Raw genomic sequence first — 23,625 nt, 5'->3', positions numbered from 1 at the left:
GGGGGCAGGTGCATGGCACGACGACGTTGCGGTACGGCGGCCACGCTGATCGGGGGCCTGCTGGTCACGCTGGTGAGCGCGCCCCAGGCGTCCGCAGCCCTGGCCCCGGCCCCGGCCTCGACCGGCAGCGGCATGGTCATGGTGCTGGACTCCTCCGGTTCGATGGCGGAGCCGGACGGCGCCGGGCACACCCGGATCGCCGCGGCCCGCAAGGCCGTCGGCACCCTGGCGGACGCCCTGCCCGACGGTTTCCCCACCGGATTACGCGTCTACGGTGCGGACAAGAACCGCGGCTGTCACGACACCCGCCTCCTCCAGCCGGTACGGCCGCTGGACCGGGCAGGGCTGAAGAAGGCCGTGGCGGGCGTCGAGCCCAAGGGCGACACCCCCATCGGACTCTCGCTGAAGAAGGCGGCCGCCGACCTCCCGCGGGGCGCCGGCGGCACGGCCGGCCGCCGCACGATCGTGCTGATCTCCGACGGCGAGGACACCTGCCAGTCCCCGCCGCCCTGCGAGGTCGCCCAGCAGCTCGGGAAATCCGGCGTCGACCTGCGCATCGACACCATCGGCTTCCAAGTGCGCGGCAAGGCCCGCCAGCAGCTGGAGTGCGTCGCGAAGGCGGGCAACGGCCGCTACTACGACGCGCCCGACGCCACGTCCCTCGCCCGCCAGATGCAGCGCGCGGGCAGCCTCTCCGCGGACGGTTACCGCTTTCAGGGGAAGCGGGTGCGCGGTACTCCCGCACGCTCCGGCGCACCCGCCATCGCGCCGGGCCAGTACCGGGACACCATCGGCCCCGGAGAGAAGCGCTTCTACGCCGTGCGGCTGGACGGCCGCTCCACCGCCGACTTCTCCGCCACCGCCGTCCCGCACCCGGGTGCGGCGGTCGACACCACCACCGTGCTGCGCACCCAGCTCGTGTACGGCACCGACAGCGCCTGCGAGTCCAGCACCGAGCTGTTCGGCCAGAACGAGGGTGCCACGCCGCTGACTTCGGGCGTCAGCAGGATTCCGGCGGCGGACGGGAGCGGCAGCTGCGACCCGGCCGGACGCTACTGGCTCGTCGTCGAGCGCGAGGCCGCCGACGGGTCCGACGCGGCGCACTGGCCCCTGGAGCTGACATACCGCAGCGAGCAGCCGCTCAAGGAGGGCGTCACGCCCTCCCGGCCGGAGCCGGAGTACGGCGCGGGCGGCAAGGACGCCGTCCTGCCCTCCGGGGCCCCGAAGGGCGTCACCGGCGGCACCGGCTTCAACGACGCCGCCCGGATCGGGGCGGGCGTCTGGCGCGACAGGATCCTGCCGTCGCAGACCCTTTGGTACCGGGTCCCGGTCGGCTGGGGCCAGCAGCTGCGCTACGACGTGGAGTTCGCCGACGAACCCACCGTGCGCGGATACAGCGCGCAGACCTCGTACGGCGCGACGCAGGTCTACACGCCGGCCCGGCAGCCGGTCGGCGGCGGCACCGGCGAATTCAGCCCGCAGACGCCCTACAACGGGCGGCTCACCGCGGTGCACATGGGCACCGTCCCCGTCAGCTGGAGCAACCGCTACGAGAGCAACCCCAACGTGATCCCCGTGCACCGGGACGGTGACTTCTATCTGGCGGTCACCCTCGGTGCCAAGGTCGCGGAGATCGCGGACAATCCGCGGATCCGTGTGGTCCTGCGCGTGGCCGTCCTCGGCGCGGCGAAGCGCGGCCCGCAGGCGCACGCGGCCGCCGTACGGGATTCCGCCGCCCCGGCGGACAGCGACGCGGCCGGCGGGGCAGGATGGGCGGCGCGTCAGGTGATCGGGGCCGCCGGCATCGGCGTGGGAGCGCTGCTCCTGGCCGGCCTCGCGGTGGCGTACACGAGGGCGCGCGGCAGGCGGCGCAGTGCCGGTACCGGTAGGGGCTCGGGACGATGAGGGGTAGTACGTGGTGACGCGGCGCACGATCAGGAGGGGACTGGCCGGCCCGGTGGCGCTCGGCGTGCTGGCGGTGCTGCCGGGGGTGGCCACGGCGGACGCGCCGCCCACGTATGCGCCCGCGCCGGATGCCAAACCCGTGCAGGGAAAGGCGAGCACCGGGGCCGCGCCGGAGATCGTCCCCGGTACGTACACCGACTCCCTGAAGCGCGGCGAGAAGAAGCTCTACGCCCTTGATCTGGACGGCAGTTCCACCGCCTACGTCTCGGCGGTGGCCGCGCCCGCGCCGGGCACGAAGGTGGAGGACTATACCGACGGGCTGACCGTCTCCGTGCAGGACAGCAGCGGCACGACCTGCGGCCCGGACGGTGACGTGCGGTTCCACGGCGGCAAGACGGCCTACCCGATCGCCGATTACGCCGCCCGCCGGATCGGCGGCGACGTGTCGGAGTGCCAGCAGCCCGGCCCGTACTACGCGGTGGTCGAACGCCCCGGGAACGCGTCCTCGGGTCCCGACAGCTGGCCGATCGAGCTGCACTACATGACCGAGCCCGGCCTTACGGGTGCGCCGCCCGCCGAGCCCGGTAAGGGCAGTTGGAGCAGTGCCACGCCCGCGCCGCCCACGGAGGGCGCGCGGAAGTCCGTCACGGGCGGCACCGGCTTCAACGACGCCGCATCGGTGGGCGTGGGGCAGTGGCAGGACCGCATCAGGCCGGGCGAGACGCGCTTCTACCGGGTGCCGGTGGACTGGGGACAGCAGCTGAACGTGAGCGCCGAACTGTCCAGCACCGCGCGGAAGCCGGGCACGGGGATCTCCTCGTTCGTCCCGGAGGCGCTCGGCCTGACCGCGTACAACCCGGCGCGCGGCCTGGTCAGCGACGAGAGCTTCAAGGCGTACGAGGGCAAGCAGACGGCGGTGCGGCTGTTCACCGCGCCGGTGGACTACGGCAATCGCTTCAGTGACGACGACGCCGTCAGCCCGATGCGCTTCGCGGGCTGGTACTACCTGGAGGTGTCGCTCAACCCGGACGCCGCGCAGTTCTTCAAGAAGGGCGCGGGCCTCACGCTCCGGGTGGGCCTCAAGGGGGCCGCGAAGCCCGGCCCCCATTACGCGGAGCCGGCGGCCGACTTCTCCGTCACCTCCGAGGACCGCGACATGGCGGGCACGGGCCGGGCGGCGTCCGAGGCGGAGCGCAGCGGCCATCTGCGGACGGTCGGGTACGTGGGCATCGGCGCCGGTGCGGCGTTGCTGGCGGGACTCGGGGTGTGGACGGCGAGGTCGCGGCGCAAGGCGGCGATCACCATGGCGCCCAGGGGCCCCGCTGCGGGCGCGCCGGGGGGCCAGGGTGCCCCGGTCCCCGGACAGCGGCCGTACGGCGCTCAGAACGGCGCTCAGGACGCCGGACAGGGGTTCGGAAGCCGACCGCCACAGGGCTAGGCGACCTCCGACGGGTGTTCGCGGCGTCGCGTCAGCTCGCGCTCAGTGCCCAGATCCCCACCGCGATGCACAGCAGCGCGACGATCAGGACGGGCACGGCGACCTTGGGGGGCGGCCCGGGGCGGGCCGGCTTCGCGTGCTGCGCACGGGGTGCGGCAGGCGTCGGGAGCTGCGCACCGGGCCCCGCGGGCGCCGGGGCCCGACCGGGGACGCGTGGCTGCCCGACGGTGTACGGCCGGGTCTGCGGCAGGTCCTGCTGCGCCGCGGCGGTCGGCTCGTACGTCCGTACCTGCGGCCCGTACGGCTGCGCCGGTGGCGCGTACGGCTGCGAACCGGGCGCCGGGAGGGGCGTCGGCGTGGGGGTGGGCGGCTCCTGCGGGACGGGCGGCACCGGAGGGAAGCTGCCGGTACCCGGCATCCGGGAGGCACTCACCGGACCACCGCCCGGACCACCGCCCGGACCACCGCCCAGCGCGCCGTCGCCGTGTCCGCCGCCCTGTGCGCCGCCGACCGGCCCGTCCGGCCCGTACCCGGAGGGCAGCGGCCCGATGTGGTCGAAGACCTCGACGATCTCGTCCTCGACCGTCTCCTCGGGCAGCAGCTCGACGGCCGAGAGGACCGCCTTGCGGGCGCCGTTCGCCGTCTTGAAACGGGCGTCGGGATCGGGCTGCAGCAGAGCGGCCAGTACCTGCCACAGTGGCTCGGGGACGCCCTCGGGCGCGCCGGGCACACCGTGCTGCGTGAAGTGTTCGACCAGCGCCTGGGAGTCCGGCTTGTTGCCGGTCAGCAGGTACAGGGCGAGCAGGCCGACCGCGAAGAGGTCGGCGGGGAAGTCCGGTTCGGCGCCCAGCAGTTGCTCGGGCGCGAAGTAACCGGGCGTCCCGACCACGTAATCGGCCTCGGTGAGCCGCGGCTCGCCTTTGCGCATCGAGATGCCGAAATCGGAGACGCGCACGTGCGGCCGCCCGGTGCCGGTGGCCTCCAGCAGGATGTTCGCGGGCTTGATGTCCCGGTGGACCACGCCCTCGGCGTGCACCGCGGCCAGCCCCGAGAGCACCTGGTCCAGCAGCAGGCACACATAGCGCGGCGGCAGCGGGCCGTAGTCGCCCACCAGGTGCGCCAGCGAACCGCCGTTGACCAGGTCCATGGTGAACAGGACCTTGTCGTCGTTGGCGGCCCAGCTGGCGGGCGCGAGCACGTGCGGGTGATCGATGCGCAGCGCCTGTTCCCGTACGAAGCGCAGCAACGTATGCGCGTCGCTCTGCTGGAGCACCTTCGCCGCGACGTAGCGCCTGCGCCGCTGGTCCCAGGCGCGCCACACGGCGCCCACCCCGCCCCGCCCGATCGGATCGATCAGCTCGTACCTGCCGGCGAAGACCTCACCCATGGCGCCGCGTCCGCTCCCTCGACAAGCTGTCTGCCTATCTAGTTCTGGTGCGCTTCGTAATGGGCCACCGCGTCGGCGGTCCGGCCGGCACCGTAGACCCGCAAGAACTCTGCCAGTTCGGGATGGGTGGCGGAGAGGGTGTCCGCGGCCTCGATGATGTCGCCGGCCGCCGCGACCGACCGCAGCAGCGACTGGATCTCGCGCACGACGCGACGCACGGTGGTGGCGCCCGTGGTGGCCGTCTGCGTGGTGTTGTTCAGCACCGAACCGCCCGCCGTCTTCTTGATCTCGTCCATCCGGTCGGTGGCCTCGGCCGCCGACACGCTGCCGTCGGCGACCTGGCTCGACAGCTCCTGGAGGGCCTGTACGCGCTGGACCACGGCCGGGTTGCCGATCTTGGCGCGCTGGCCGCTCATCAGCTGCGACAGCATGGGCGCCGAAAGGCCGAGCACAGCGGCGAGGCGGGCCTGATTGAGCCCGAGATCGTCGATGAGACGACGGAAGAGCGCCCCCAGCGGCTCTCCGTACCAGCTGCGCTGCAGCTCCCGAGCGCGCGCGGTGGCTTCCTGCTGTGCTGCATCCATGGCGTCTCCCCTTCGCTTCGCTGCCGCGAATCTCGCGAAGCATCCTACGGAGAGCGACCGCCCGGAGCGATACCCGGTCGGGAAAGCGAGCGGGCACCGGGTACTCTGGTGCGCGACGGGGCCTTAGCTCAGTTGGTAGAGCGCTGTCTTTGCATGGCAGATGTCAGGGGTTCGACTCCCCTAGGCTCCACTCTCAAAAGGTCATCCGACCTGCGGAAACGCTGGCCGGGTGGCCTTTTTTCGTTGCCGGGGTGACCAGTGCTCGCCGCTGCCCCGCGGCACCTTCCGCGTCCGCGTCCGCCATGGATTGACACCCTTTCCCGCCATGTGAAAGCTTTCACTTACATGCAGAGCGGTCGGAGCTTCGGGGGTGGACCTTGAACAGCGAAGAACTCCTGACCTTCCTCGCCGCGGTCGGCCACGCACAGCGGCTCCGGGCCATCGCGGGACTCGCCGGCGGCCGGATGTACGTGAGTGAACTGGCCCGGCAGCTGGGCATGTCCCGCCCCCTGCTCTACATGCATCTCGAACGCCTGGAGAAGGCGGGCCTGGTCGTCGGTCAGCTCGAACTGTCCGACGACGGCAAGGCGTTGAAGTACTTCGAGCTGGCTCCGTTCGAACTGCGCCTCAATGTGCAGACCATCCTGGACGCCCTGCAGGCGGACGAGGAACAGGCACGCGAGGCGGAAGGGCCTGCCGACACGGAAGGCTAGGACGTCAATGAGGGGGACTCGCACATGACCGGCGCCATCGTCGCCATCGCTATCGTCTTGATCGTCGTCGGGGGGATCACGGCGGCGGTGATGGCGCACTTCAGGCTGCAGCGCCACCGCGCCGACGCCGTGGCCATGGCCGCGTACCGCAAGCTCGCCGAAGAAGCCGTGGCCCGGCAGGAGGCCCTGCGGGCCGAGCTGGCCGAGCTGAAGGTCCGGGTGGGCTCGATCGACGACATGCTGCGCAGAATCGAGTGACCAGGCGCCCGCCGGGCCGCCCGCGCCCGTTGCGCAGGCGGCCCTCCGCCCGTACCGGCCCGCTCCACCTCTACAACGGCGGCACGGGCGAGGCGGCCGGCTGAGGGCCCCCACGTACCGGGGAACCAGCCGCTCCGGTCGAGCGTGCCTGCGCCCTGCGCATCGTGCGGGACGGCCACCAGCTCGCCCCGCCGAGCAGGGTCAGCACCGACGGCAGGATCATGATGCGGACGACGAAGGCGTCCAGCAGGACCGCGACGGCGAGGCTGAAGCCCATCTGCTTCATCTCGACCAGGTTGAGGAAGACGAAGCCGGCGAAGACGGTGACCATGACGATCGCGGCGCTGGTCACGACGCCTGCGGAGCTGCCGATCCCGTCCAGTACGGCCTTACGGGTGTCCACTCCGCGCAGCGCCGTCTCCCGGATCCGGCTGACGACGAAGACCTGGTAGTCCATCGACAGCCCGAAGAGGATGACGAACAGGAACAGCGGCACCCGGGACCCGATCGCACCGGCCGCGTGGAAGTCCAGGAGGTGCTGCGCCCAGTCGCCCTGGAATACCACGACCAGCAGGCCGAAGGCGGCGGCAGCGGAGAGCAGGTTGAGCGCGATGCCGATCAGGCCGATCACCACCGAGCGGAACGCCATGACCGTCACCGCGAACGTCACCAGCAGCAGGAAGCCCACGACGAGCGGCAGCTTGGAGTTCTGGTGGTCGAGATAGTCGGCGTCGCGGGCGACGTCGCCGGTGACGTACGCCTCGGCGCCGGGCACCCGGCCGACGGTCCCGGGCAGGTAGTCCGCACGGATGTGGTCGAGCGAGTCGAGCGCCTGTGAGGAGCTGGGCCTGAACGGTACGGATAGCGTCAGGCTGCTGATCCGGTGGTCGCCGGAGGTGACCGGACCGGATCCGGCGTCCGCGGCGAACAACGGATCGGCCTGCGCGCGCCGCCGGAGGTCCGCCAGCGCCCGTGTCACCTGCGCCGAGCGGCCGGCGTCGGCACGCACCACGATCTGGTGCCGGACCAGCAGCTCCGGGAAGGCGGCGGTCAGCCGGTCATAGGTCCGCACCGCGGGGATGTCGCGGGAGAAGGTGTCCTTGCCCAGCACGCTCAGCTTCAGGCCGAGCGCGGGCGCCGCCAGGCCCAGCATGAGGAGCACCGACACGACCAGGGTGAGCGCGGGGCGCCGGGTGGCCGGCCGCAGCAGGGTGTGCCACACCCTGCCGGTGCCGCCGCGCTCCCGGGTCCGCCTGCCCTGCGCCGAGCGGCGGGCCGTACGGCGTTCCGTGCGGGCGCCGAGCTTGGCCAGCAGGGCGGGCAGTACGGTCAGCGAACTGGCCATGGCGACGAGCACGACGATGACGGTGCCGGTGGCCAGCGAGGAGAAGATGACGTCGGTGGCGAGGTAGAGGGTCGCGGTCGAGACGATGACCGCGAGGCCGGACACCACGATGGCCCGGCCGGCGGTCGCGGCGGCGAGCTCGACGACGGCCTGCGAGCCGAGTGCGCCGCCCGCGCGGGCCCGCTCCTCGCGGTCCCGCTTGAGGTAGAAGAGCGAGTAGTCCACGCCGACGGCCATGCCGATCAGCAGGATGATGTTGTTGCCGACGCCGGCGTCCGGGAGCACGTGCGACGCCAGCGCGGAGAGGCCCATCGCGGCGGCGATCGAGGAGAGCGCGAGCAGGACGGGCACGCCGGCCGCGATCACCGAGCCGAAGGCGATCAACAGGGTGATGACCGTGACCGGCAGGGTGAGCAGCTCGGAGAACGCGAGGTCGTCGGCGCGCTGCTGGTCGAGCCCCTTGCTCATGGAGGGGCCGCCGGTCTCCCGGACCCGTACGCCGGAGTGGCTCTGCTGCACGGCCGCGGTCTGCGCGATCAGCGGGTCGACGTGCTTGCGCGCGGCGAGCTCCTCGCCCTTCATGACCACCTGGACCATGAGGACCTCGCCGTTCTCGGCGACGACCGGATGCTCGACCCGGTCGACCTGCGGCAGCTTCCGCATCCGCGCGGCGGCGTCGTCGGCCGCCGCGCGGGCCGCCGCGCGGTCCAGTGAGCCGGCCGGGGAGTCGATGACGATCTGCTCGACCGGCCGGCGCTGCAGGCCGCCCTCGGTGGCCATCGCCTCCGCCCGGCCGGCCTTGCCGACCCGGTAGTCCTCGGTCGTGGCGCTGTGGGTGCCGACGACGGCGGACGCGCCGAGGCAGATCACGACGAAAAGTAACCACCCCACGATGGCCCGCCAGGGGTGGGCCGCGCTCCAGCTCGCCACTTTGACGGTGACCGTGACCGACTGTCTCTTCTTCACCGACTGCAGCCCCTTACTCGCGTAGCACCACTCTTTTACATGTCAGCGGAACATTACAGGTGAATGCCGAGGCGTCAATCGGTCGCGGTGACGAAAGCCGGTGCCGCTCAGGGGAGTTGGCCGTGCACCGCGCTCGCCCACGGGCGCACGCAAAAGCCCCCCGAGCTGCGGAAAGCGCTCGGGGGGCGTTCTGCTGTGCGGTTGTTCTACGGCGATGCGGTCGTGCCGCGGCGGTGCGACTGTTCCGTGGTGCGGTGGCTCCTACGCGCGGCCGCCGTCGCGTTCGTCCGCCTCGGACTCCGCCTGCTTGGCCTGTACCTCGGGGTCCAGGACCGCGCCGGGGCTGCCGTCCACGGCGCTGAGCGGGGTGCGCTCGCCGACCTCGGTGGCGGCGGGCGGCTCGACCAGCCAGTCGGGGTTGGCCTGCTTGTCCCACCACTTCCATGCGGCGAAGGCGCCGCCGGCGAGGATGCCGAGCAACGTGACGCGCTTGAGGGCCTTGCCGGTCCGGGCCCGGCGGCGGTGCTTCCTGGCGAGCTTGTCGATCTCGGCGGCGGTGACCTGGCCGCGCAGCGCCGCCACGGCCGCGGCCCCGCGCAGCATCGCTTCCTCGCGGGCGGGCTCGGCGGCGGCACGGGCGCTGCGTACGGCCTTCTCCACACGCGGCGCGGTGTAGTCGGTGGCCTGCCGGGCGGCCTTACGCGTACGGGCGGCGGCCTTGGTCGCGGCGGCGTCCACCTTCGGGGGCAGGGCGCCGCGGGCGTGCTCCAGGCGTGGCTGCAGCCGGGCATCGTACTGCTGACGGGCCTGATGGGCGGCCTCGGTCACCTTGGGGGCCAGTTTGGTGCGCGCCTCGTGCGTGAAGTGCACGGCGGTGTCCTTGGCCGTGCCGGCATACGGAGCCACCACCTCCGCGGCGTGCCGCACGCTGTCCTTGGCCGTCGCGGCGCGCACGCTGTCCTTGCGGGTCACGGGATCCTCCTCATCGGTGGCGTGTCCGGGCTCGGGGGCGCTTGCCCACGTCTGCAATACGCCTCTCCGCCCGCTTGCAGATCATGCCTGCGCGGCGGACGTAAGGCATGTGCTGGCGGGCATCCGGGTCAATGCGGACTTCGGGCGCCTTGTGATGACAATGCCACGGTTCGGCGCGGCGCGCGCCGCTTCGGCGGCTTCCGGCCGCGGTATCGGGATTCGGCGGTTTCTCGCCCCCTGTCTGCGCTCGCCGTCGGTCCGGTCTGCGGTTGTCGTCGGTCCGGCCGGCACGGACGCACGGCTGCCGGCCGGACCGGAATGTACGGGTCCCCGCTGACCGGCGGCGAAAACCCCCCAGAGGTGGGAAATCAGTGCGAACGCCGGGCATGAGGTGGTCGGCGGGGGACGGGCGCGCCCGTTCGTGCGAGGATCGGGAACCGTCAGTGAAGACTTATGGAAGGTAGATCGTGGCTGAGCAGCTCTACGCCACCCTGAAGACCAACCAGGGCGACATCGAACTTCGGCTCCTGCCGAACCATGCCCCGAAGACGGTCAAGAACTTCGTCGAACTCGCCAAGGGCGAGCGGGAGTGGATCAACCCGGCGACCGGACAGAAGTCCACGGACAAGCTGTACGACGGCACCGTCTTCCACCGGGTGATCAGCGGCTTCATGCTCCAGGGCGGCGACCCGCTGGGCAACGGCACCGGTGGTCCGGGCTACGAGTTCGCCGACGAGTTCCACCCGGACCTCGCCTTCGACCGGCCGTACCTGCTGGCCATGGCCAACGCCGGCCCGGGCACCAACGGCTCGCAGTTCTTCATCACCGTGGCCCCGACCGCGTGGCTGACCGGCAAGCACACCATCTTCGGTGAGGTCACCAACGACGCGAGCAAGAAGGTCGTGGACGCCATCGCGGCCACCCAGACCAACCCGCGCACCGACCGTCCGGTGAACGACGTGGTCATCGAGCAGGTCGTCATCGAGACCCGCTGAGTCCCGCCGTACGGAAGGCTTCTCCGTACGGGTGCGCCGGCCCCGTCCGGTCACCCCTGCCCGCGACCGGTCGCGGGCGGCGTGGAACCATGACGCCCCGCCCGGTCGTAGACCAGGCGGGGCGCGCAGCGTGTCAGGGCCGTGCGCCATTGAGGACGAGGGGAAGCGATGGAGCAGGCGCCAGGCAATCCGCAGGGACCGCAGGACGCCCACGGCGGAAACGATCCGGCGGCGGGCGGAAACGGTTCGCCGGGCTGCTACCGCCATCCCGACCGGGCCACCGGCATCAGCTGCGCCCGTTGTGAGCGGCCCATCTGTCCGGAGTGCATGGTCAGCGCCTCGGTCGGCTTCCACTGCCCGGAGTGCGTACGCGGCGGCAGCGGGACCGGCCACGCGCCGGGCGCGAGCCGCCCGCGTACGGTCGCCGGCGGTGCGCTCACCGCCGACCCGCGGCTGCTCACCAAGATCCTCATCGGTGTCAACGTCGCGATCTTCCTCGCGGTGCTGCGCTTCGGTGACCCGTTCGTCAACGCGCTGGACCTGGTCGGATCGGCCTTCGACCCCGGCGCGCTGCACGTGGTCGGCGTCGCGCACGGCGAGTGGTACCGCCTGATCACCGCGATGTTCCTGCACCAGCAGCCCATGCACATCGCGTTCAACATGCTCTCGCTGTGGTGGCTGGGGCCGCCGCTGGAGGCGGCGCTCGGCCGGGTCAGGTTCCTCGCGCTGTACTTCCTCGCCGGGCTCGGCGGCAGCGCCCTGTCGTACCTGCTCGCCGCGCAGAACCAGCCGTCGCTGGGCGCGTCCGGCGCGGTCTTCGGGCTGCTGGGCGCCACGGCGGTGCTGCTGCGCCGGCTGAACTACGACATGAAGCCGGTACTGATCCTGCTCGGCCTGAACCTCGCCTTCACGTTCCTGTGGCCGAACATCGCCTGGCAGGCACACGTGGGCGGCCTGGTCGTGGGCGCCGCGGTGACGTACGCCATGGTGCACGCGCCACGCGGCCGCCGGACCGCCGTACAGGCCGCGGCCTGCGTACTGGCACTCCTGGTGATCGTCGCGGTGGTAGGGGTCCGCACCCTCCAGCTCACCGGCTGACGGCCGCCGTACCGGTGGGCCTCGTGCGGCCGAGCCCTCGGGGTCTCCCGGCCGTGGAGCCCACTCATCACCCACAGGAGCCACAGGACTCCCGGCCGACCCACCCGGACACCCGTCCGGAGTGATCGGCCGTTCACTTGTCCACAGCTCGTGTCGGCCCCTGTGCGCACCGTGCAGAATCCCGGCAAGGGGGGCCGCTGCAGGGACGTTTCCCCAGTACAACGCGGTGGTGCGGGCCACCGGCGGCATCCGCCGCCGGTGTGACCGGCGTCAACCCCACAGGGGTTATCCACAGATCTTCTGAAGTTTTCCCCGGCTGTGGATAACCGTGTGGATGGTCTTGGGTACAGCTTGCGCTCGGGGCTGCGCTCAGGGCCCGCTCAGGACTGCGCTGGGGGCGCTACTTCCACTGCGTGGAGACGCCGAAGCCCACCGCGATGAAGCCGAAGCCGGCCACGATGTTCCAGTTTCCCATCGCCTTGACGGGCAGGTCACCCTCGGTCACGTAGAAGCACACGATCCACGCCAGCCCGATCAGGAACATCGCCAGCATCAGCGGCGCGACCCAGCCCCGCCCTGAGTTCAGTTTGATCGAACTGGTCTGCTTCGCCGACGGCGGCGGCGTGAAGTCGTCCTTCTTGCGGATCCGTGACTTCGGCACGAGGAACTCTCCTGTCGATGCGCTGCGTAACCGCGCGGATGTACAAAGGCCGGCACCGGCGGGAGGGTCGGGGATCGGGTGCTCCCCCCGGGGCGTCCGTTAGCGTAGTGCTTCCGCGGCGTCGTAAGGAGTAAGGGTACGTTGAGCAATTCCGCTGACTCCCCCGGCCGCCGCTCTCGTTTGCGGCTGCGCCCCGTACGCCTGTTGACGCTCGCCGTCTTCGCGCTGGCCGGCCTGCTCTTCTGGATCAGCTTCGACACCGCGCGCGGCACGAACCTGCGCTCGGACGACTCCATGCTGCGGCTGTCGGACCTCATCCAGGATCACAGCCAGAAGAACAAGGTCCGGGACGAGCGGAACGCCTCGCTGCGCTCGGACGTCGACCGCCTCGCCGGCAAGGACAGCGGCAGCACCGACGCCGACAAGGCCAGGGTGCAGGCGCTGGAGAAGAACGCCGGCACGAAGAAGGTGACGGGCCAGGGCCTGGCCGTCACCCTCACCGACGCCCCGCCCAACGCCACCGCCCAGATCCCCGGCGTGCCCGAGCCGCAGCCCAACGACCTGGTCATCCACCAGCAGGACCTGCAGGCCGTGGTCAACGCGCTGTGGCAGGGCGGCGCCAAGGGCATCAAGGTCATGGACCAGCGGCTGATCTCCACCAGCGCGGTCCGCTGCGTCGGTAACACCCTGATCCTCCAGGGCCGGGTCTACTCCCCGCCCTACACCGTCACCGCCGTGGGCGACCGCCAGGCGCTGACCGACTCCCTGAACGCCTCGCCCGCCATCCAGAACTACCTCCAGTACGTCGACGCCTACGGCCTCGGCTGGAAAGTCGAGCCGCACGGGACGATGACTCTGCCCGGCTACTCCGGCACAGTGGATCTCCACTACGCACAGCCTGTGAAGCCGTAGCGCGCGGGGGCGCGCAGGAGGGCGGGCCCGGAGATGACGGTGCGGCTGATCGTCAGGACGTTCAGCGAGCTCTGCGTCACCGTCGGCACGCTGATCGTGCTCTTCGTCGTCTACGTCCTGTACTGGACCGGCGTACGGGCCGACAGCGCCATGGACGGGGAGCTGGGCAAGCTCCAGGAGAGCTGGTCCGCCGGGCCCGCCGCCGCGCCCGCGCCGCCTGCGTCCGGAGGCGGCGAGCAGGCGCCGGAAGCGCCGCCCCCGCAGCCCGCGTACCGGGACGGCCAGTCCTTCGCCGTCATGTACATCCCGCGCTTCGGCCGCGACTGGGCCAAGCCCGTCCTGGAGGGCACCGCCACCGGCACCCTGCAGAAGGGCCTCGGCCACTACGCCCGTACCGCACGCCTCGGCGCGACCGGCAATTTCGCCGTCGCGGGCCACCGCCGCACCTACGGCGACCCCTTCAAGGACTTCCCGCGGCTGCGGCCCGGCGACGCGGTCGTGATCAGCGACGGCACGACGTGGTTCACGTACCGCATCGACAAGCGCCCCTACCGGACCCTCCCGAGCGACATCGGGGTCCTCGACCCCGTACCGCGCACATCCGGCTACGACGGCCCCGGCCGTTACCTCACCCTGACGACCTGCGAGCCGGAGTGGGGACACAGCCACCGGCTGATCGCCTGGGCGCACCTGGACGCCACCTCGCCCGTGGCCGCGGGACGGCCGCCGGCATTGCCCAGCTGAGCCACACGGCAAGGACTCGCCCCGTACTCTGGTGGGGCAAATGACCAATGGCATCGGCAAGTAGGGACAGCATGTACGGCTGGATCTGGCGGCATCTGCCGGGCAACGTGTGGGTGAAGGCACTCATCTCGCTCGTGCTCGCGCTGGCGATCGTCTTCCTGCTCTTCCAGTACGTCTTTCCGTGGGCGGAGCCGCTGCTCCCCTTCAACGACGTCACGGTGGATCAGGGAATGGAGGCCGTCCGATGAGCGCGAAGATCCTCGTCGTCGACAACTACGACAGCTTCGTCTTCAACCTCGTCCAGTACCTCTACCAGCTCGGTGCCGAGTGCGAGGTGCGGCGGAACGACGAGGTGGAGCCGGGGCACGCACAGGACGGCTTCGACGGCGTCCTGCTCTCGCCGGGGCCGGGCGCGCCCGAGCAGGCCGGTGTCTGCATCGACATGGTGCGGCACTGCGCGGACACCGACGTGCCGGTCTTCGGCGTGTGCCTGGGCATGCAGTCGATGGCGGTGGCGTACGGCGGTGTCGTGGGCCGCGCCCCCGAGCTGCTGCACGGCAAGACGTCGCTGGTCACGCACGAGCACAAGGGCGTCTTCCAGGGGCTGCCCACGCCGTTCACGGCCACCCGGTACCACTCCCTGTCGGTCGAGCGGGACACCCTGCCGGACGAGCTGGAGGTCACCGCCTGGACGGAGACCGGCCTGGTGATGGGCGTGCGCCACCGCGAACTGCGGGTGGAGGGCGTGCAGTTCCACCCGGAGTCGGTGCTGACGGAGTGGGGCCACGGAATGCTCGCCAACTGGCTGGTCGAGTGCGGTGACGAGGGAGCGGTGGAGCGTTCGACGGGGCTTGCCCCCGTGGTCGGCAAGGCCGGCGCGTGACCGCACTCCGCCCCGAGCGCGAAGGCACGTCGTCGTACGGACCTCATGATCCGTACGACGACTCCGACGCGTTCGAGGCGGCCGTCGGGCAGCTCGGCGACCCCCTGACGGACCCCCTGCCCGGCCGGAACGAGCAGGCGCACCAGCAGTACAGCGGCCAAGCGCACCAGCGGTACTACGATCAGCCGCGGTACGAGGATCCGGCCGCCGGGTACGAACCGACCGCGGTCTATCCGCAGTTCTCGGCCTATGAACAGGCCGGGACGTACGCGTACTCCCAGGAGGACCCGGGTGCGTACAGCGAGGCGGCGCTCGCGGCGGCCGAGACACTCATCGCCCCGGCCGTGCCGTCCCTGCCCGCCGACGACGAGACGATGGCGCTGCGGCAGGCGGACGCGAAGGCCGTGAAACGGCCCGAGAGCGCTGTTTCACGTGAAACAGCGCCTCCGGCCCCCGGCGGACGCGCCGCGCGGCGCAGAGCGGCACAGGCGGCCGCCAAACGGGGCGGCAAGCGCGCCCGCCGGCCCGCTCCGGCCGCGGAGGCCGCCCCCGAGCCCGTGCCGACCTCGCGGGTCGCCGCACGGCGGGCCGCACGCGCCCGCAAGGAGAGCGTCGGCGTCGTCGTCAGCCGGGTGACCGGCGAGGCGTTCATCACGCTCGGCGTGCTGATGCTGCTGTTCGTCGCCTACCAGCTGTGGTGGACCAACATCCTGGCGCACAACCAGGCGGGCGGCGCGGCCAGCAACCTCCAGCAGCAGTGGGACAAGGACGGCAGCGAGGACGACAAGCGCGCGGCGGGCGCGTTCTCGCCCGGCCAGGGCTTCGCGATCATGTACATCCCGAAGCTCGACGTGAAGGTTCCCATCGCCGAGGGCATCAGCAAGCCCGACGTCCTGGACCACGGCATGGTCGGCCACTACGGCGAGGGCAAGCTGAAGACGGCGATGCCCTGGGACAAGACGGGGAACTTCGCGGTCGCGGGCCACCGCAACACCCACGGCGAGCCGTTCCGGTACATCAACCGGCTGGTGAAGGGCGACAAGATCGTCGTGGAGACGCGCAGCCGCTTCTACACGTACGAGATGGAGAGCATCCTCCCGCAGACCTCGCCCTCCAATACCGGGGTGATCGGCCCGGTGCCGCCCGGCTCCGGCTTCACAGGTCCCGGCCGGTACATCACGCTGACCACGTGCACCCCCGAGTTCACCAGTACCTACCGGATGATCGTGTGGGGCAAGATGGTCGAGGAGCGGCCGCGGAGCAAGGGCAAGCCGGATGCGCTCGTCAGCTGAGCATCATCAGGGGGTATCACGCGGTGACTGCCACCGGACAGGACGCGGACGCTCGCGGCGTCGAGGACACCGAGGCGTCCGTGACGTCCAGCACGCCGCCTTCGGCCCCGCCGCGGAGGGCGCGGCGCCGGATCGCCGCGGTCGTCAGCGTCATCGGCGAGCTGCTGATCACGGCCGGCGTGGTCATGGGCCTCTTCGTCGCCTACTCGCTGTGGTGGACCAACGTCCTCGCCGACCGTGCGGCGCACCACCAGGGTGACCGGGTGCGGCAGCACTGGTCCGAGTCCAAGGGCCCGGAGCGCAAGGAGCTGGACACCAAGGACGGCATCGGCTTCCTGCATGTCCCCGCGATGAAGAACGGCGAGGTGCTGGTCAAGAAGGGCACCAGCAGCAAGGTGCTCAACGACGGGGTGGCCGGCTACTACACCGACCCCGTGAAGTCCGCGCTGCCGCAGGACAAGAAGGGGAACTTCACGCTCGCCGCGCACCGCGACGGGCACGGCGCCAAGTTCCACAACATCGACAAGCTGAAGAAGGGCGACGCGGTCGTCTACGAGTCGCAGCACACCTGGTACGTCTACAAGGTCTTCGCGACGCTGCCGGAGACCTCCAAGTACGACGTCGGCGTGCTGGAGAAGACCCCCAAGGAGTCCGGCAAGAGCAAGCCGGGCCGCTACATCACCCTCACGACCTGCACGCCGGTCTACACCTCCAGCTACCGCTACATCGTGTGGGGCGAGCTGGTCCGCACCGAGAAGGTGGACGCCGACCGCACCCCGCCGAAGGAACTGCGCTAGTCCGCAGGCGTACGCGAGAGGGCCCGGGGCATTGTGCCCCGGGCCCTCTTCGTGTGCCGGCTGCCGCTGGATCAGTGCTTGTTGCGGCCCCAGCCGCCGACGCCGCCGAAGAAGCCGCCGTCGTCCCCGCCGCTGTTCCCGTTGTTGCCGGGCATCGTCGTGAGGTTGACGGGCGTGTTCTTGGCGACCTCCGTGCCGGCCACCGGGTCGGAGACCACGACGGTCGCGTCGTCGTCCTGCGGCCCGGTGATGTTGCCGACCGCGAGGCCCAGGTCGGTCAGGGACTTCTTGGCGTCCTTGAGCTTCTGGTTGGCCAGGTCGGGGACCTGGACCTTCTCGGCCGCCTTGGCGACGGTCAGGGTGATCGTGGCGCCGTTCTCGGCCTGGCTGCCGCCGGCCGGGTCCTGCGACAGCACGGTGTCGGCCGGCTGGTCCGACTCCTGGTCGGTGCGGGTCACCTTGAAGCCCAGGTCGGTGAGCTGCTTCTGCGCCTGGTCGAAGGGCTTGTTGGTGACGTCGGGCACCGAGGTCTTCGGCTTCGCGGCCGCGACGGTCAGGGTGATCGTCGAGTCCTTGGCGGCCTCGCCCTGCCCCGCCGGGTCCTGCTTGATGACGTGACCGGGGGTCTGGTCGGACTCCTCCGTCGTCTGCTGGATGTCCGTGAAGCCCTTGTTCTCCAGGATCGACTTGGCCTTGTCGAAGGTGTAACCGAGCACGTCCGGCACGGTGACCTTGGCCGGCCCGGTGCACATCGTGACCGTGACCGTGTCGCCCTTCCCGATGGTCGCCGGGGGCTTCGGGTTCTGCTTGGTGACCTGCCCCTTCTTGGCGTTGTCGCAGGTCTTGCTGCCGCCCCTGACGACCTCGAAGTCGCCGTTGCGGCCCGCTTCCTTCGCCTCCGAGAGGGTCTTGCCGACCAGGCTGGGCACATCGAAGTCCCCATTGGTCTTGTTGCCGCTGAACATCGCCTTGCCGATGAAGATCGCGCCGATCAGTACCAGGACCGCCGCCAGGATCAGCAGGATCGTGGAGGTGCGGTTCTTCTTCTGGCCGCGGCGCCGGTCCGGGCGCTCGTCGTAGCCGTAAGCGCCGTCATCCGGGTTGACCGGCGGCAGCATGGACGTGGCGCCCGCCGGGTCCTGCGGCCGCAGCATCGCCGTGGGCTGGTCCTGGTCGTAGCCGACGGCGCCGAGCCCCGCGGTGGCCGCGACCGGCTGCCCGTCCAGCGCCGCCTCGATGTCGGCGCGCATCTCGTCCGCCGACTGATAGCGGTAGTCCGGGTCCTTGACCAGCGCCTTCAGCACGATCGCGTCCATCTCGGGCGTGATCTCGGCATCGAAGTTGCTGGGCTTCTGCGGCTCCTCCCGTACGTGCTGGTAGGCGACCGCGACCGGTGAGTCACCGATGAACGGCGGCCGCACGGTCAGCAGCTCGTACAGCAGGCAGCCGGTGGAGTACAGGTCGGAGCGGGCGTCGACGGTCTCGCCCTTGGCCTGCTCCGGGGAGAGGTACTGCGCGGTACCGATCACCGCGGCGGTCTGCGTCATGGTCATCCCGGCGTCACCCATCGCGCGGGCGATGCCGAAGTCCATGACCTTGACCTGGCCGTTGCGGGTCAGCATGACGTTCGCGGGCTTGATGTCGCGGTGGACGATGCCGGCCCGGTGCGAGTACTCCAGCGCCTGGAGCACGCCGATGGTCATCTCCAGGGACCGCTCGGGCAGCAGCTTGCGACCGGAGTGCAGCAGCTCACGCAGCGTGGAGCCGTCGACGTACTCCATCACGATGTACGGGATCGAGACGCCATCGACGTAGTCCTCGCCGGTGTCGTAGACCGCGACGATGGACGGATGGTTCAGCGAGGCGGCCGACTGGGCCTCCCGGCGGAACCGGGCCTGGAACGACGGATCGCGGGCGAGGTCCACGCGCAGCGTCTTCACAGCGACGGTGCGCCCCAGACGGGTGTCATGGGCGAGGTAGACCTCGGCCATGCCGCCGCGGCCGAGCACCGAGCCCAGCTCGTACCGGCCGCCGAGGCGACGCGGCTCTTCCATAGCTACTCCAGCCCTCTCCGTCGATCCCGACCGCACCTGTGTGTGGTCCGGCGGTGTGCTGTTCGGGCATACCGTACCCGGCACGCCTGACGCGGCCCGGCCGCGGCCGCCACCTGATATGCGACCGGTATGGGCGTGACCGCAGTCACTTGTTGCCGTCGAGTACCGCCTCCATGACCCGCTTGGCGATGGGAGCGGCCAGCTTGCCGCCGGCGATGTCGCCGCGCAGCGTGTCGCCGCCCTCGATGACCACGGCGACGGCCACCGGGGTGCCCTTGTCGGTCTTGGCGTAGGAGATGAACCAGGCGTACGGGTTGTCCTTGTTGTTCTCGCCGTGCTGGGCCGTGCCGGTCTTGCCGCCGACCGTGACGCCCGGGATCTGCGCCGTGGTGCCGGTACCGGTCTTCACGACCGTCTCCATCATCTCCTGCAGCTTCTGCGCGTTCTCCGGCTTCAGGGGCTCGCTGAGCTTCTCCGGCTGCTGCTGCTGGATGACGTTGAGGTTCGGCGCGACCAGCTTGTCGACCATGTACGGCTTCATCAGCGTGCCGCCGTTGGCGACGGCCGAGGCGACCATGGCCATCTGCAGCGGCGTGGCGCGGTTGGACGCCTGGCCGATGCCGGCCATGGCGTTCTGCGGCCGGTTGTCCTTGGGGTAGATGCTGGCGTCCGCGCGGACCGGCGTGAAGTGTTCCTTGTTGAAGCCGAACTTGTCGGCTTCCTCGATCATCTTCTTGTTGCCGAGGTCGGCGCTGATCTTGCCGAAGACGCTGTTGCAGGACACGCGCAGCGCCTCACGGAGGCTGGCGTCCTTGCAGGGGATGTTGCCTTCGTTGTTCAGCGGCTGGTGCGCGGTGTCCGGCAGGTAATAGGGCAGCGGCGAGTCCGTCTTCGCGTCGATGTCCGTGTAGAGGCCGTTCTCCAGCGCCGCGGCCGCGGTGACCACCTTGAAGGTGGAGCCGGGCGGGTAGGTCTGGCGCAGCGCACGGTTCAGCATCGGGTCGTCGGGGTTGTTCGCCTTCAGCAGCCCGTTGTACGACTTGGCGTCCTTGTCGCTCATCCCGGAGAAGCTGGACGGGTCGTAGGACGGGGTGGAGGCCAGCGCCAGGATCGCGCCGGTCTCCGGGTTGACGGCCGCGACCGCGCCCTTCTGCTTGCCGAGCCCGTCGAAGGCGGCCTTCTGGGCCTTGGCGTCCAGGGTCGTGACGACGTCACCGCCCTGCTGCTTCTCGCCGGTGAACATGTCCACCGTGCGGCTGAAGAAGAGCTTGTCGTCGGTGCCCGTGAGGATCGGGTCGTACAGCTTCTCCAGCTGGTTCGCGTCGAACGCCTGCGAGGCGTACCCGGTGACCGGCGCCCACATGGGGCCGTCCTTGTAGGTCCGCTTGTACTTGAAGTCGCCGCTGTCCGTGGTGGTCGAGCCCGTCACCGGCTTGTCGCCGACGATGATGTTGCCGCGCGGGATGCTGTACCGCTCGATGGCCACCCGGCGGTTGTGGGAATCGTTCTTGAGTTCGTCGGCCTGGACGAACTGCACCCAGTTGACGCGGACGAGCAGGGCGAGGACGAGCAGGCCGCAGAAGATCGCGACCCGGCGCAGGGGCTTGTTCACGGTCGGACCACCTGGGTCATCTCGGCGTCGGTGGAGGGAGCGGGGGCCGGGGCCGGGCGGCGCGCGGTGTCGCTGATCCGGAGCAGGATGGCGACCAGCGCCCAGTTGGCGATGACGGAGGAACCGCCCTGTGCCAGGAACGGCATCGTCATACCGGTCAGCGGGATCAGCCCGGTCACACCGCCGGCGACGACGAAGACCTGCAGCGCGAAGGCGCCGGACAGGCCGACGGCCAGCAGCTTGCCGAACGGGTCGCGGGCGGCCAGCGCCGTACGGATGCCGCGCTCGATCAGCAGGCCGTACAGCAGCATGATCGCCATCAGACCGGCCAGGCCCAGCTCCTCGCCGACAGTGGCGAGGATGTAGTCGCTCTTCGGCGCGATACCGCCGATGAGGCGCGAGTAACCCTGCCCGAGGCCCGACCCGAGGATGCCGCCGGAGCCGAAGGAGTACATCGCCTGCGCGGTCTCGGTGACGCCGCCGTTCAGCAGTTCCAGGGGGTTGAGCCAGTTGTGCACACGGGTCTGCACGTGGTGCTCGAAGGTGGCCACCGCGACCGCGCCGGCGCCGCTGAGCAGCAGGCCGAAGACGATCCAGCTGGTCCGCTCCGTCGCGACGTACAGCATGATCACGAAGAGGCCGAAGAACAGCAGCGACGTACCGAGGTCGGTCTCGAAGACCAGGATCATCAGGCTCAGCGCCCAGATGACCAGGATCGGGCCGAGGTCACGGCCGCGCGGCAGGTACAGGCCCATGAAGCGGCGGCTGGCCAGCGCCAGCGCGTCCCGCTTCACCATCAGGTACCCGGCGAAGAAGATCGCGATGATGATCTTCGCGAACTCGCCCGGCTGCAGCGAGCCCACGCCCGGGATGGTGATCCAGATGCGGGCACCGAAGCGGGCCGGGAAGAACACCGGCAGGATCAGCAGGACCAGCGCCGCCACCATCGAGATGTAGGTGTAGCGCTGCAGGACGCGGTGGTCCTTGAGGAAGATCAGTACGCCCAGGAACAGCGCCACGCCGAGCGTGGACCACATCAGCTGTCCCGGCGCCATCGCCCCGCCCAGCTGCGGCGTGGTGATCTGCGGCTCCTGGTCCAGGCGCCAGATGAACACCAGGCCCAGCCCGTTCAGCAGCGTGGAGATCGGCAGCATCAGCGGGTCCGCGTACGGGGCCCACTTCCGCACGACCAGGTGCGCGACGCCTGCCAGCAGGCCGAGGCCCAGGGCGTAGCCGAGCACGCCGGCGGGAACCGTGTCCTCCTTGGCGAGCCCGACGTTGATGTAGGCGAACACCGGGATGATCACGGCGAAGACGAGCAGCGCCAGTTCAGTGTTCCGGCGGCTCGGGGCTCCGATCGTCCCGATGGTGGTGGTGTTACTGGTACTGCTCATGAGATCAACGGCCCCCTACGCCCTCACTGCTGGGTGCTGCAATTCTTTTCCAGCCGCTGCTGCTCCGCTGAGGGGGAGTTGCTGGTGGACGGCGTGGGAGTGGGGCTCGCGCTGCTCGTCGCGCTGCCCGGTCCGGCCGTGGAGCTCGGCGTGGCGGTCGCGCCCGGCTTCGTACCGGCGGTGCCGCCGGCCTGGCGTTCGCTCTTCTTGCGGGCCGCCTCGCGCTCCGCGGCCTCCCGCTGCTGCAGGGACTTGCACGCGCCGGCCTGCTGGCCGAGCTCGCCGACCTTGGCCAGAGCCTGGTTCCGGCTGTCGACCGCGATCGTCTCCTCGACCTGCTTGCGCTGGTAGGCGGGCAGGTACTTGAGTTCGATCTCGGGGTGGTCCTGGTCGATCTTGTTCATGGAGAACCACGCCAGGTCCTGGCTGATGCCCTGGTACAGGGCCACATGCCCGCTCTTGGCACCCACGAAGTACTGGGACTGCGTCCAGCGGTACCCCGCGTACAGTCCGCCGCCGACCACGGCCAGGCACAGCGCGACGATCAGCGTCGGCTTGAGCCACCGGCCGCGGCGCCGCGGCTGCGCGTAGTCCTCGTCGACGAACGCGCCGTACGCGCCCTGCGGCGGCACCGTCTCCGCGCCGCCGCTCCCGGGCGGGCCGAAGCCGCCGGCCGGCTGCGGGGGCACGTCGCCGCGCCCGCCGCGGCCCAGCTCGGCCGCGCGGCCCGCCGGGGTCTGCATGGCGCCGTCGTCGTACTGGTGCTGGTTCTCCGCGACCGCGCCGACGATCACCGGGGTGTCGTTGAGCTGCCCGGCGAGGGTGTCGGTGTCGTCGACGTTCAGTACGTCGGCCACGATGCAGGTGATGTTGTCCGGGCCGCCGCCGCGCAGCGCGAGCTGGATCAGCTCCTGCACGGTCTCGTGCGGGCCCTGGTAACTGGCGAGGGTGTCCTCCATCGTCTGGTGGCTCACCACCCCCGACAGCCCGTCCGAGCAGATGAGGTACCGGTCCCCGGCTCGCACTTCTCTGATGGAGAGGTCGGGCTCGACGTGGTCACCGCTGCCCAGCGCGCGCATCAGCAGCGACCGCTGCGGGTGCGTGGTGGCCTCTTCCTCGGTGATGCGGCCCTCGTCGACCAGCCGCTGCACCCAGGTGTGGTCCTGCGTGATCTGCGTCAGCACGCCGTCGCGCAGCAGGTAGGCGCGCGAGTCGCCGACGTGCACGAGGCCGAGCCGCTGCCCGGTCCACAGCAGGGCGGTCAGGGTCGTGCCCATGCCCTCCAGCTGCGGGTCCTCCTCGACCATGACGCGCAGCTGGTCGTTGGCGCGCTGCACGGCCGTGCCGAGCGAGGTGAGGATGTCCGAGCCGGGCACGTCGTCGTCGAGCTGGACGAGTGTGGAGATGACCTCGGAGGAGGCGACCTCGCCGGCGGCCTGGCCGCCCATGCCGTCGGCGATGGCGAGCAGGCGGGGGCCGGCGTATCCGGAGTCCTCGTTGCCTTCCCGGATCATGCCCTTGTGGGATCCCGCGGCGAAACGCAGTGACAGACTCATGCGCACCTCGCCCGTCGGCTCGGGGTACAGCCGGTCTCGCGCCACACTGCCCACCCTCC

General features: G+C 70.7%; 21 protein-coding genes and 1 tRNA gene. 13 read left to right on the top strand and 9 right to left on the bottom strand.

The genetic code is table 11. The features are described 5' to 3' along the window. Positions 1-12 precede the first annotated feature (12 nt). A complete protein-coding gene (locus tag ACZ4MH_RS03785; protein ID WP_351586860.1) occupies positions 13-1,905 on the top strand; it encodes a vWA domain-containing protein in 1,893 nt (630 codons plus the stop codon). A gap of 10 nt (positions 1,906-1,915) precedes the next feature. After that, on the top strand, positions 1,916-3,343 hold the full coding sequence (locus ACZ4MH_RS03780; protein WP_351586858.1) for a hypothetical protein: 1,428 nt from the start codon (positions 1,916-1,918) through the stop codon (positions 3,341-3,343). Between the two features lie 31 nt (positions 3,344-3,374). Here the strand turns inward: ACZ4MH_RS03780 and ACZ4MH_RS03775 are convergent, their stop codons facing one another. Together ACZ4MH_RS03775 and ACZ4MH_RS03770 are read right to left on the bottom strand one after the other, a co-directional pair. Further along, complete coding sequence (locus ACZ4MH_RS03775; protein WP_351586856.1) at positions 3,375-4,730, bottom strand: serine/threonine-protein kinase; 1,356 nt, start codon at positions 4,728-4,730, stop codon at positions 3,375-3,377. Between the two features lie 38 nt (positions 4,731-4,768). Beyond that, positions 4,769-5,314: a helix-turn-helix domain-containing protein gene (locus ACZ4MH_RS03770; protein WP_351586854.1), complete on the bottom strand. Its 546-nt coding sequence runs from the start codon at positions 5,312-5,314 to the stop codon at positions 4,769-4,771. A 117-nt stretch (positions 5,315-5,431) separates the two neighbouring features. Here ACZ4MH_RS03770 and ACZ4MH_RS03765 point away from each other — a divergent pair. The 3 genes from ACZ4MH_RS03765 (at position 5,432) to ACZ4MH_RS03755 (ending at position 6,285) form a co-directional block, all read left to right on the top strand. After that, positions 5,432-5,504, top strand: a tRNA-Ala gene (locus tag ACZ4MH_RS03765). Positions 5,505-5,691: 187 nt separating this feature from the next. Then, the gene (locus tag ACZ4MH_RS03760; RefSeq protein ID WP_351586852.1) at positions 5,692-6,027 is read left to right on the top strand and encodes an ArsR/SmtB family transcription factor; all 336 of its coding nucleotides are present in this window, start codon (positions 5,692-5,694) and stop codon (positions 6,025-6,027) included. A 24-nt stretch (positions 6,028-6,051) separates the two neighbouring features. Further along, positions 6,052-6,285, top strand: coding sequence for a hypothetical protein (locus tag ACZ4MH_RS03755; RefSeq protein WP_351586850.1), 234 nt, complete (start codon positions 6,052-6,054; stop codon positions 6,283-6,285). A 70-nt stretch (positions 6,286-6,355) separates the two neighbouring features. On the opposite strand, the gene ACZ4MH_RS03750 is transcribed toward ACZ4MH_RS03755, so the two are convergent. Continuing rightward, positions 6,356-8,596 carry an MMPL family transporter gene (locus tag ACZ4MH_RS03750; protein ID WP_351586848.1) on the bottom strand — a complete coding sequence of 747 codons (2,241 nt, stop codon included), beginning with the start codon at positions 8,594-8,596 and terminating at the stop codon, positions 6,356-6,358. Between the two features lie 261 nt (positions 8,597-8,857). Further along, a complete protein-coding gene (locus tag ACZ4MH_RS03745; RefSeq protein WP_351586846.1) occupies positions 8,858-9,568 on the bottom strand; it encodes a DUF5324 family protein in 711 nt (236 codons plus the stop codon). Positions 9,569-10,035: 467 nt separating this feature from the next. On the opposite strand from ACZ4MH_RS03745, the gene ACZ4MH_RS03740 reads away from it, so the two are divergent. Both ACZ4MH_RS03740 and ACZ4MH_RS03735 read left to right on the top strand, forming a co-directional pair. Then, complete coding sequence (locus ACZ4MH_RS03740; protein WP_351586844.1) at positions 10,036-10,563, top strand: peptidylprolyl isomerase; 528 nt, start codon at positions 10,036-10,038, stop codon at positions 10,561-10,563. Positions 10,564-10,731: 168 nt separating this feature from the next. Next, positions 10,732-11,661 (top strand): rhomboid family intramembrane serine protease, encoded by a 930-nt coding sequence (locus ACZ4MH_RS03735; RefSeq protein ID WP_351586842.1) that lies wholly within the window; start codon positions 10,732-10,734, stop codon positions 11,659-11,661. A gap of 400 nt (positions 11,662-12,061) precedes the next feature. On the opposite strand, the gene crgA is transcribed toward ACZ4MH_RS03735, so the two are convergent. Then, positions 12,062-12,322, bottom strand: coding sequence for a cell division protein CrgA (gene crgA / locus ACZ4MH_RS03730; protein ID WP_351586840.1), 261 nt, complete (start codon positions 12,320-12,322; stop codon positions 12,062-12,064). A 141-nt stretch (positions 12,323-12,463) separates the two neighbouring features. Between crgA and ACZ4MH_RS03725 the strand changes: the two genes are divergently transcribed. The 6 genes from ACZ4MH_RS03725 (at position 12,464) to ACZ4MH_RS03700 (ending at position 16,950) form a co-directional block, all read left to right on the top strand. After that, positions 12,464-13,234, top strand: coding sequence for a DUF881 domain-containing protein (locus ACZ4MH_RS03725; protein WP_351586838.1), 771 nt, complete (start codon positions 12,464-12,466; stop codon positions 13,232-13,234). 33 nt (positions 13,235-13,267) lie between these two features. After that, on the top strand, positions 13,268-13,978 hold the full coding sequence (locus ACZ4MH_RS03720) for a class E sortase (RefSeq protein WP_351586836.1): 711 nt from the start codon (positions 13,268-13,270) through the stop codon (positions 13,976-13,978). 71 nt (positions 13,979-14,049) lie between these two features. Further along, on the top strand, positions 14,050-14,226 hold the full coding sequence (locus ACZ4MH_RS03715; RefSeq protein ID WP_351586834.1) for a hypothetical protein: 177 nt from the start codon (positions 14,050-14,052) through the stop codon (positions 14,224-14,226). Beyond that, on the top strand, positions 14,223-14,861 hold the full coding sequence (locus ACZ4MH_RS03710) for an aminodeoxychorismate/anthranilate synthase component II (RefSeq protein ID WP_351586832.1): 639 nt from the start codon (positions 14,223-14,225) through the stop codon (positions 14,859-14,861). The genes ACZ4MH_RS03715 and ACZ4MH_RS03710 overlap by 4 nt, the downstream gene beginning before the upstream one ends. Further along, positions 14,858-16,153 carry a class E sortase gene (locus ACZ4MH_RS03705; RefSeq protein ID WP_351586830.1) on the top strand — a complete coding sequence of 432 codons (1,296 nt, stop codon included), beginning with the start codon at positions 14,858-14,860 and terminating at the stop codon, positions 16,151-16,153. Before ACZ4MH_RS03710 ends, ACZ4MH_RS03705 begins: the two co-directional genes overlap by 4 nt. A gap of 23 nt (positions 16,154-16,176) precedes the next feature. Continuing rightward, a complete protein-coding gene (locus ACZ4MH_RS03700) occupies positions 16,177-16,950 on the top strand; it encodes a class E sortase (RefSeq protein ID WP_467753981.1) in 774 nt (257 codons plus the stop codon). A gap of 71 nt (positions 16,951-17,021) precedes the next feature. Here ACZ4MH_RS03700 and pknB read toward each other — a convergent pair whose 3' ends face one another. From pknB to ACZ4MH_RS03680, 4 genes are all read right to left on the bottom strand, one after another. Continuing rightward, entirely contained in the window at positions 17,022-19,004 is a 1,983-nt protein-coding gene (gene pknB, locus ACZ4MH_RS03695) for a Stk1 family PASTA domain-containing Ser/Thr kinase (protein ID WP_351586828.1), read from the bottom strand. Between the two features lie 145 nt (positions 19,005-19,149). Further along, the gene (locus ACZ4MH_RS03690) at positions 19,150-20,616 is read right to left on the bottom strand and encodes a peptidoglycan D,D-transpeptidase FtsI family protein (RefSeq protein WP_351586826.1); all 1,467 of its coding nucleotides are present in this window, start codon (positions 20,614-20,616) and stop codon (positions 19,150-19,152) included. Beyond that, entirely contained in the window at positions 20,613-22,010 is a 1,398-nt protein-coding gene (locus ACZ4MH_RS03685; RefSeq protein WP_351586824.1) for an FtsW/RodA/SpoVE family cell cycle protein, read from the bottom strand. The genes ACZ4MH_RS03690 and ACZ4MH_RS03685 overlap by 4 nt, the downstream gene beginning before the upstream one ends. 23 nt (positions 22,011-22,033) lie before the next feature. Beyond that, positions 22,034-23,566 (bottom strand): PP2C family protein-serine/threonine phosphatase, encoded by a 1,533-nt coding sequence (locus tag ACZ4MH_RS03680; protein WP_351586822.1) that lies wholly within the window; start codon positions 23,564-23,566, stop codon positions 22,034-22,036. Positions 23,567-23,625: the final 59 nt, after the last annotated feature.

Source organism: Streptomyces sp. NPDC026301, from assembly GCF_055567935.1.
The sequence above is the reverse complement of the archived record's forward strand: the minus strand, read 5'-3'. Positions and strand labels throughout refer to the sequence as shown.

What these genes read in the sequence shown, in the direction of transcription:
- ACZ4MH_RS03785 (WP_351586860.1), top strand. Translation starts at nt 13, where the DNA reads ATGGCACGACGACGTTGCGGTACGGCGGCCACGCTGATCGGGGGCCTG.
- ACZ4MH_RS03775 (WP_351586856.1), bottom strand. Translation starts at nt 4,730, where the DNA reads ATGGGTGAGGTCTTCGCCGGCAGGTACGAGCTGATCGATCCGATCGGG.
- ACZ4MH_RS03770 (WP_351586854.1), bottom strand. Translation starts at nt 5,314, where the DNA reads ATGGATGCAGCACAGCAGGAAGCCACCGCGCGCGCTCGGGAGCTGCAG.
- ACZ4MH_RS03755 (WP_351586850.1), top strand. Translation starts at nt 6,052, where the DNA reads ATGACCGGCGCCATCGTCGCCATCGCTATCGTCTTGATCGTCGTCGGG.
- ACZ4MH_RS03735 (WP_351586842.1), top strand. Translation starts at nt 10,732, where the DNA reads ATGGAGCAGGCGCCAGGCAATCCGCAGGGACCGCAGGACGCCCACGGC.
- ACZ4MH_RS03720 (WP_351586836.1), top strand. Translation starts at nt 13,268, where the DNA reads ATGACGGTGCGGCTGATCGTCAGGACGTTCAGCGAGCTCTGCGTCACC.
- ACZ4MH_RS03715 (WP_351586834.1), top strand. Translation starts at nt 14,050, where the DNA reads ATGTACGGCTGGATCTGGCGGCATCTGCCGGGCAACGTGTGGGTGAAG.
- ACZ4MH_RS03710 (WP_351586832.1), top strand. Translation starts at nt 14,223, where the DNA reads ATGAGCGCGAAGATCCTCGTCGTCGACAACTACGACAGCTTCGTCTTC.
- pknB (WP_351586828.1), bottom strand. Translation starts at nt 19,004, where the DNA reads ATGGAAGAGCCGCGTCGCCTCGGCGGCCGGTACGAGCTGGGCTCGGTG.
- ACZ4MH_RS03685 (WP_351586824.1), bottom strand. Translation starts at nt 22,010, where the DNA reads ATGAGCAGTACCAGTAACACCACCACCATCGGGACGATCGGAGCCCCG.
- ACZ4MH_RS03680 (WP_351586822.1), bottom strand. Translation starts at nt 23,566, where the DNA reads ATGAGTCTGTCACTGCGTTTCGCCGCGGGATCCCACAAGGGCATGATC.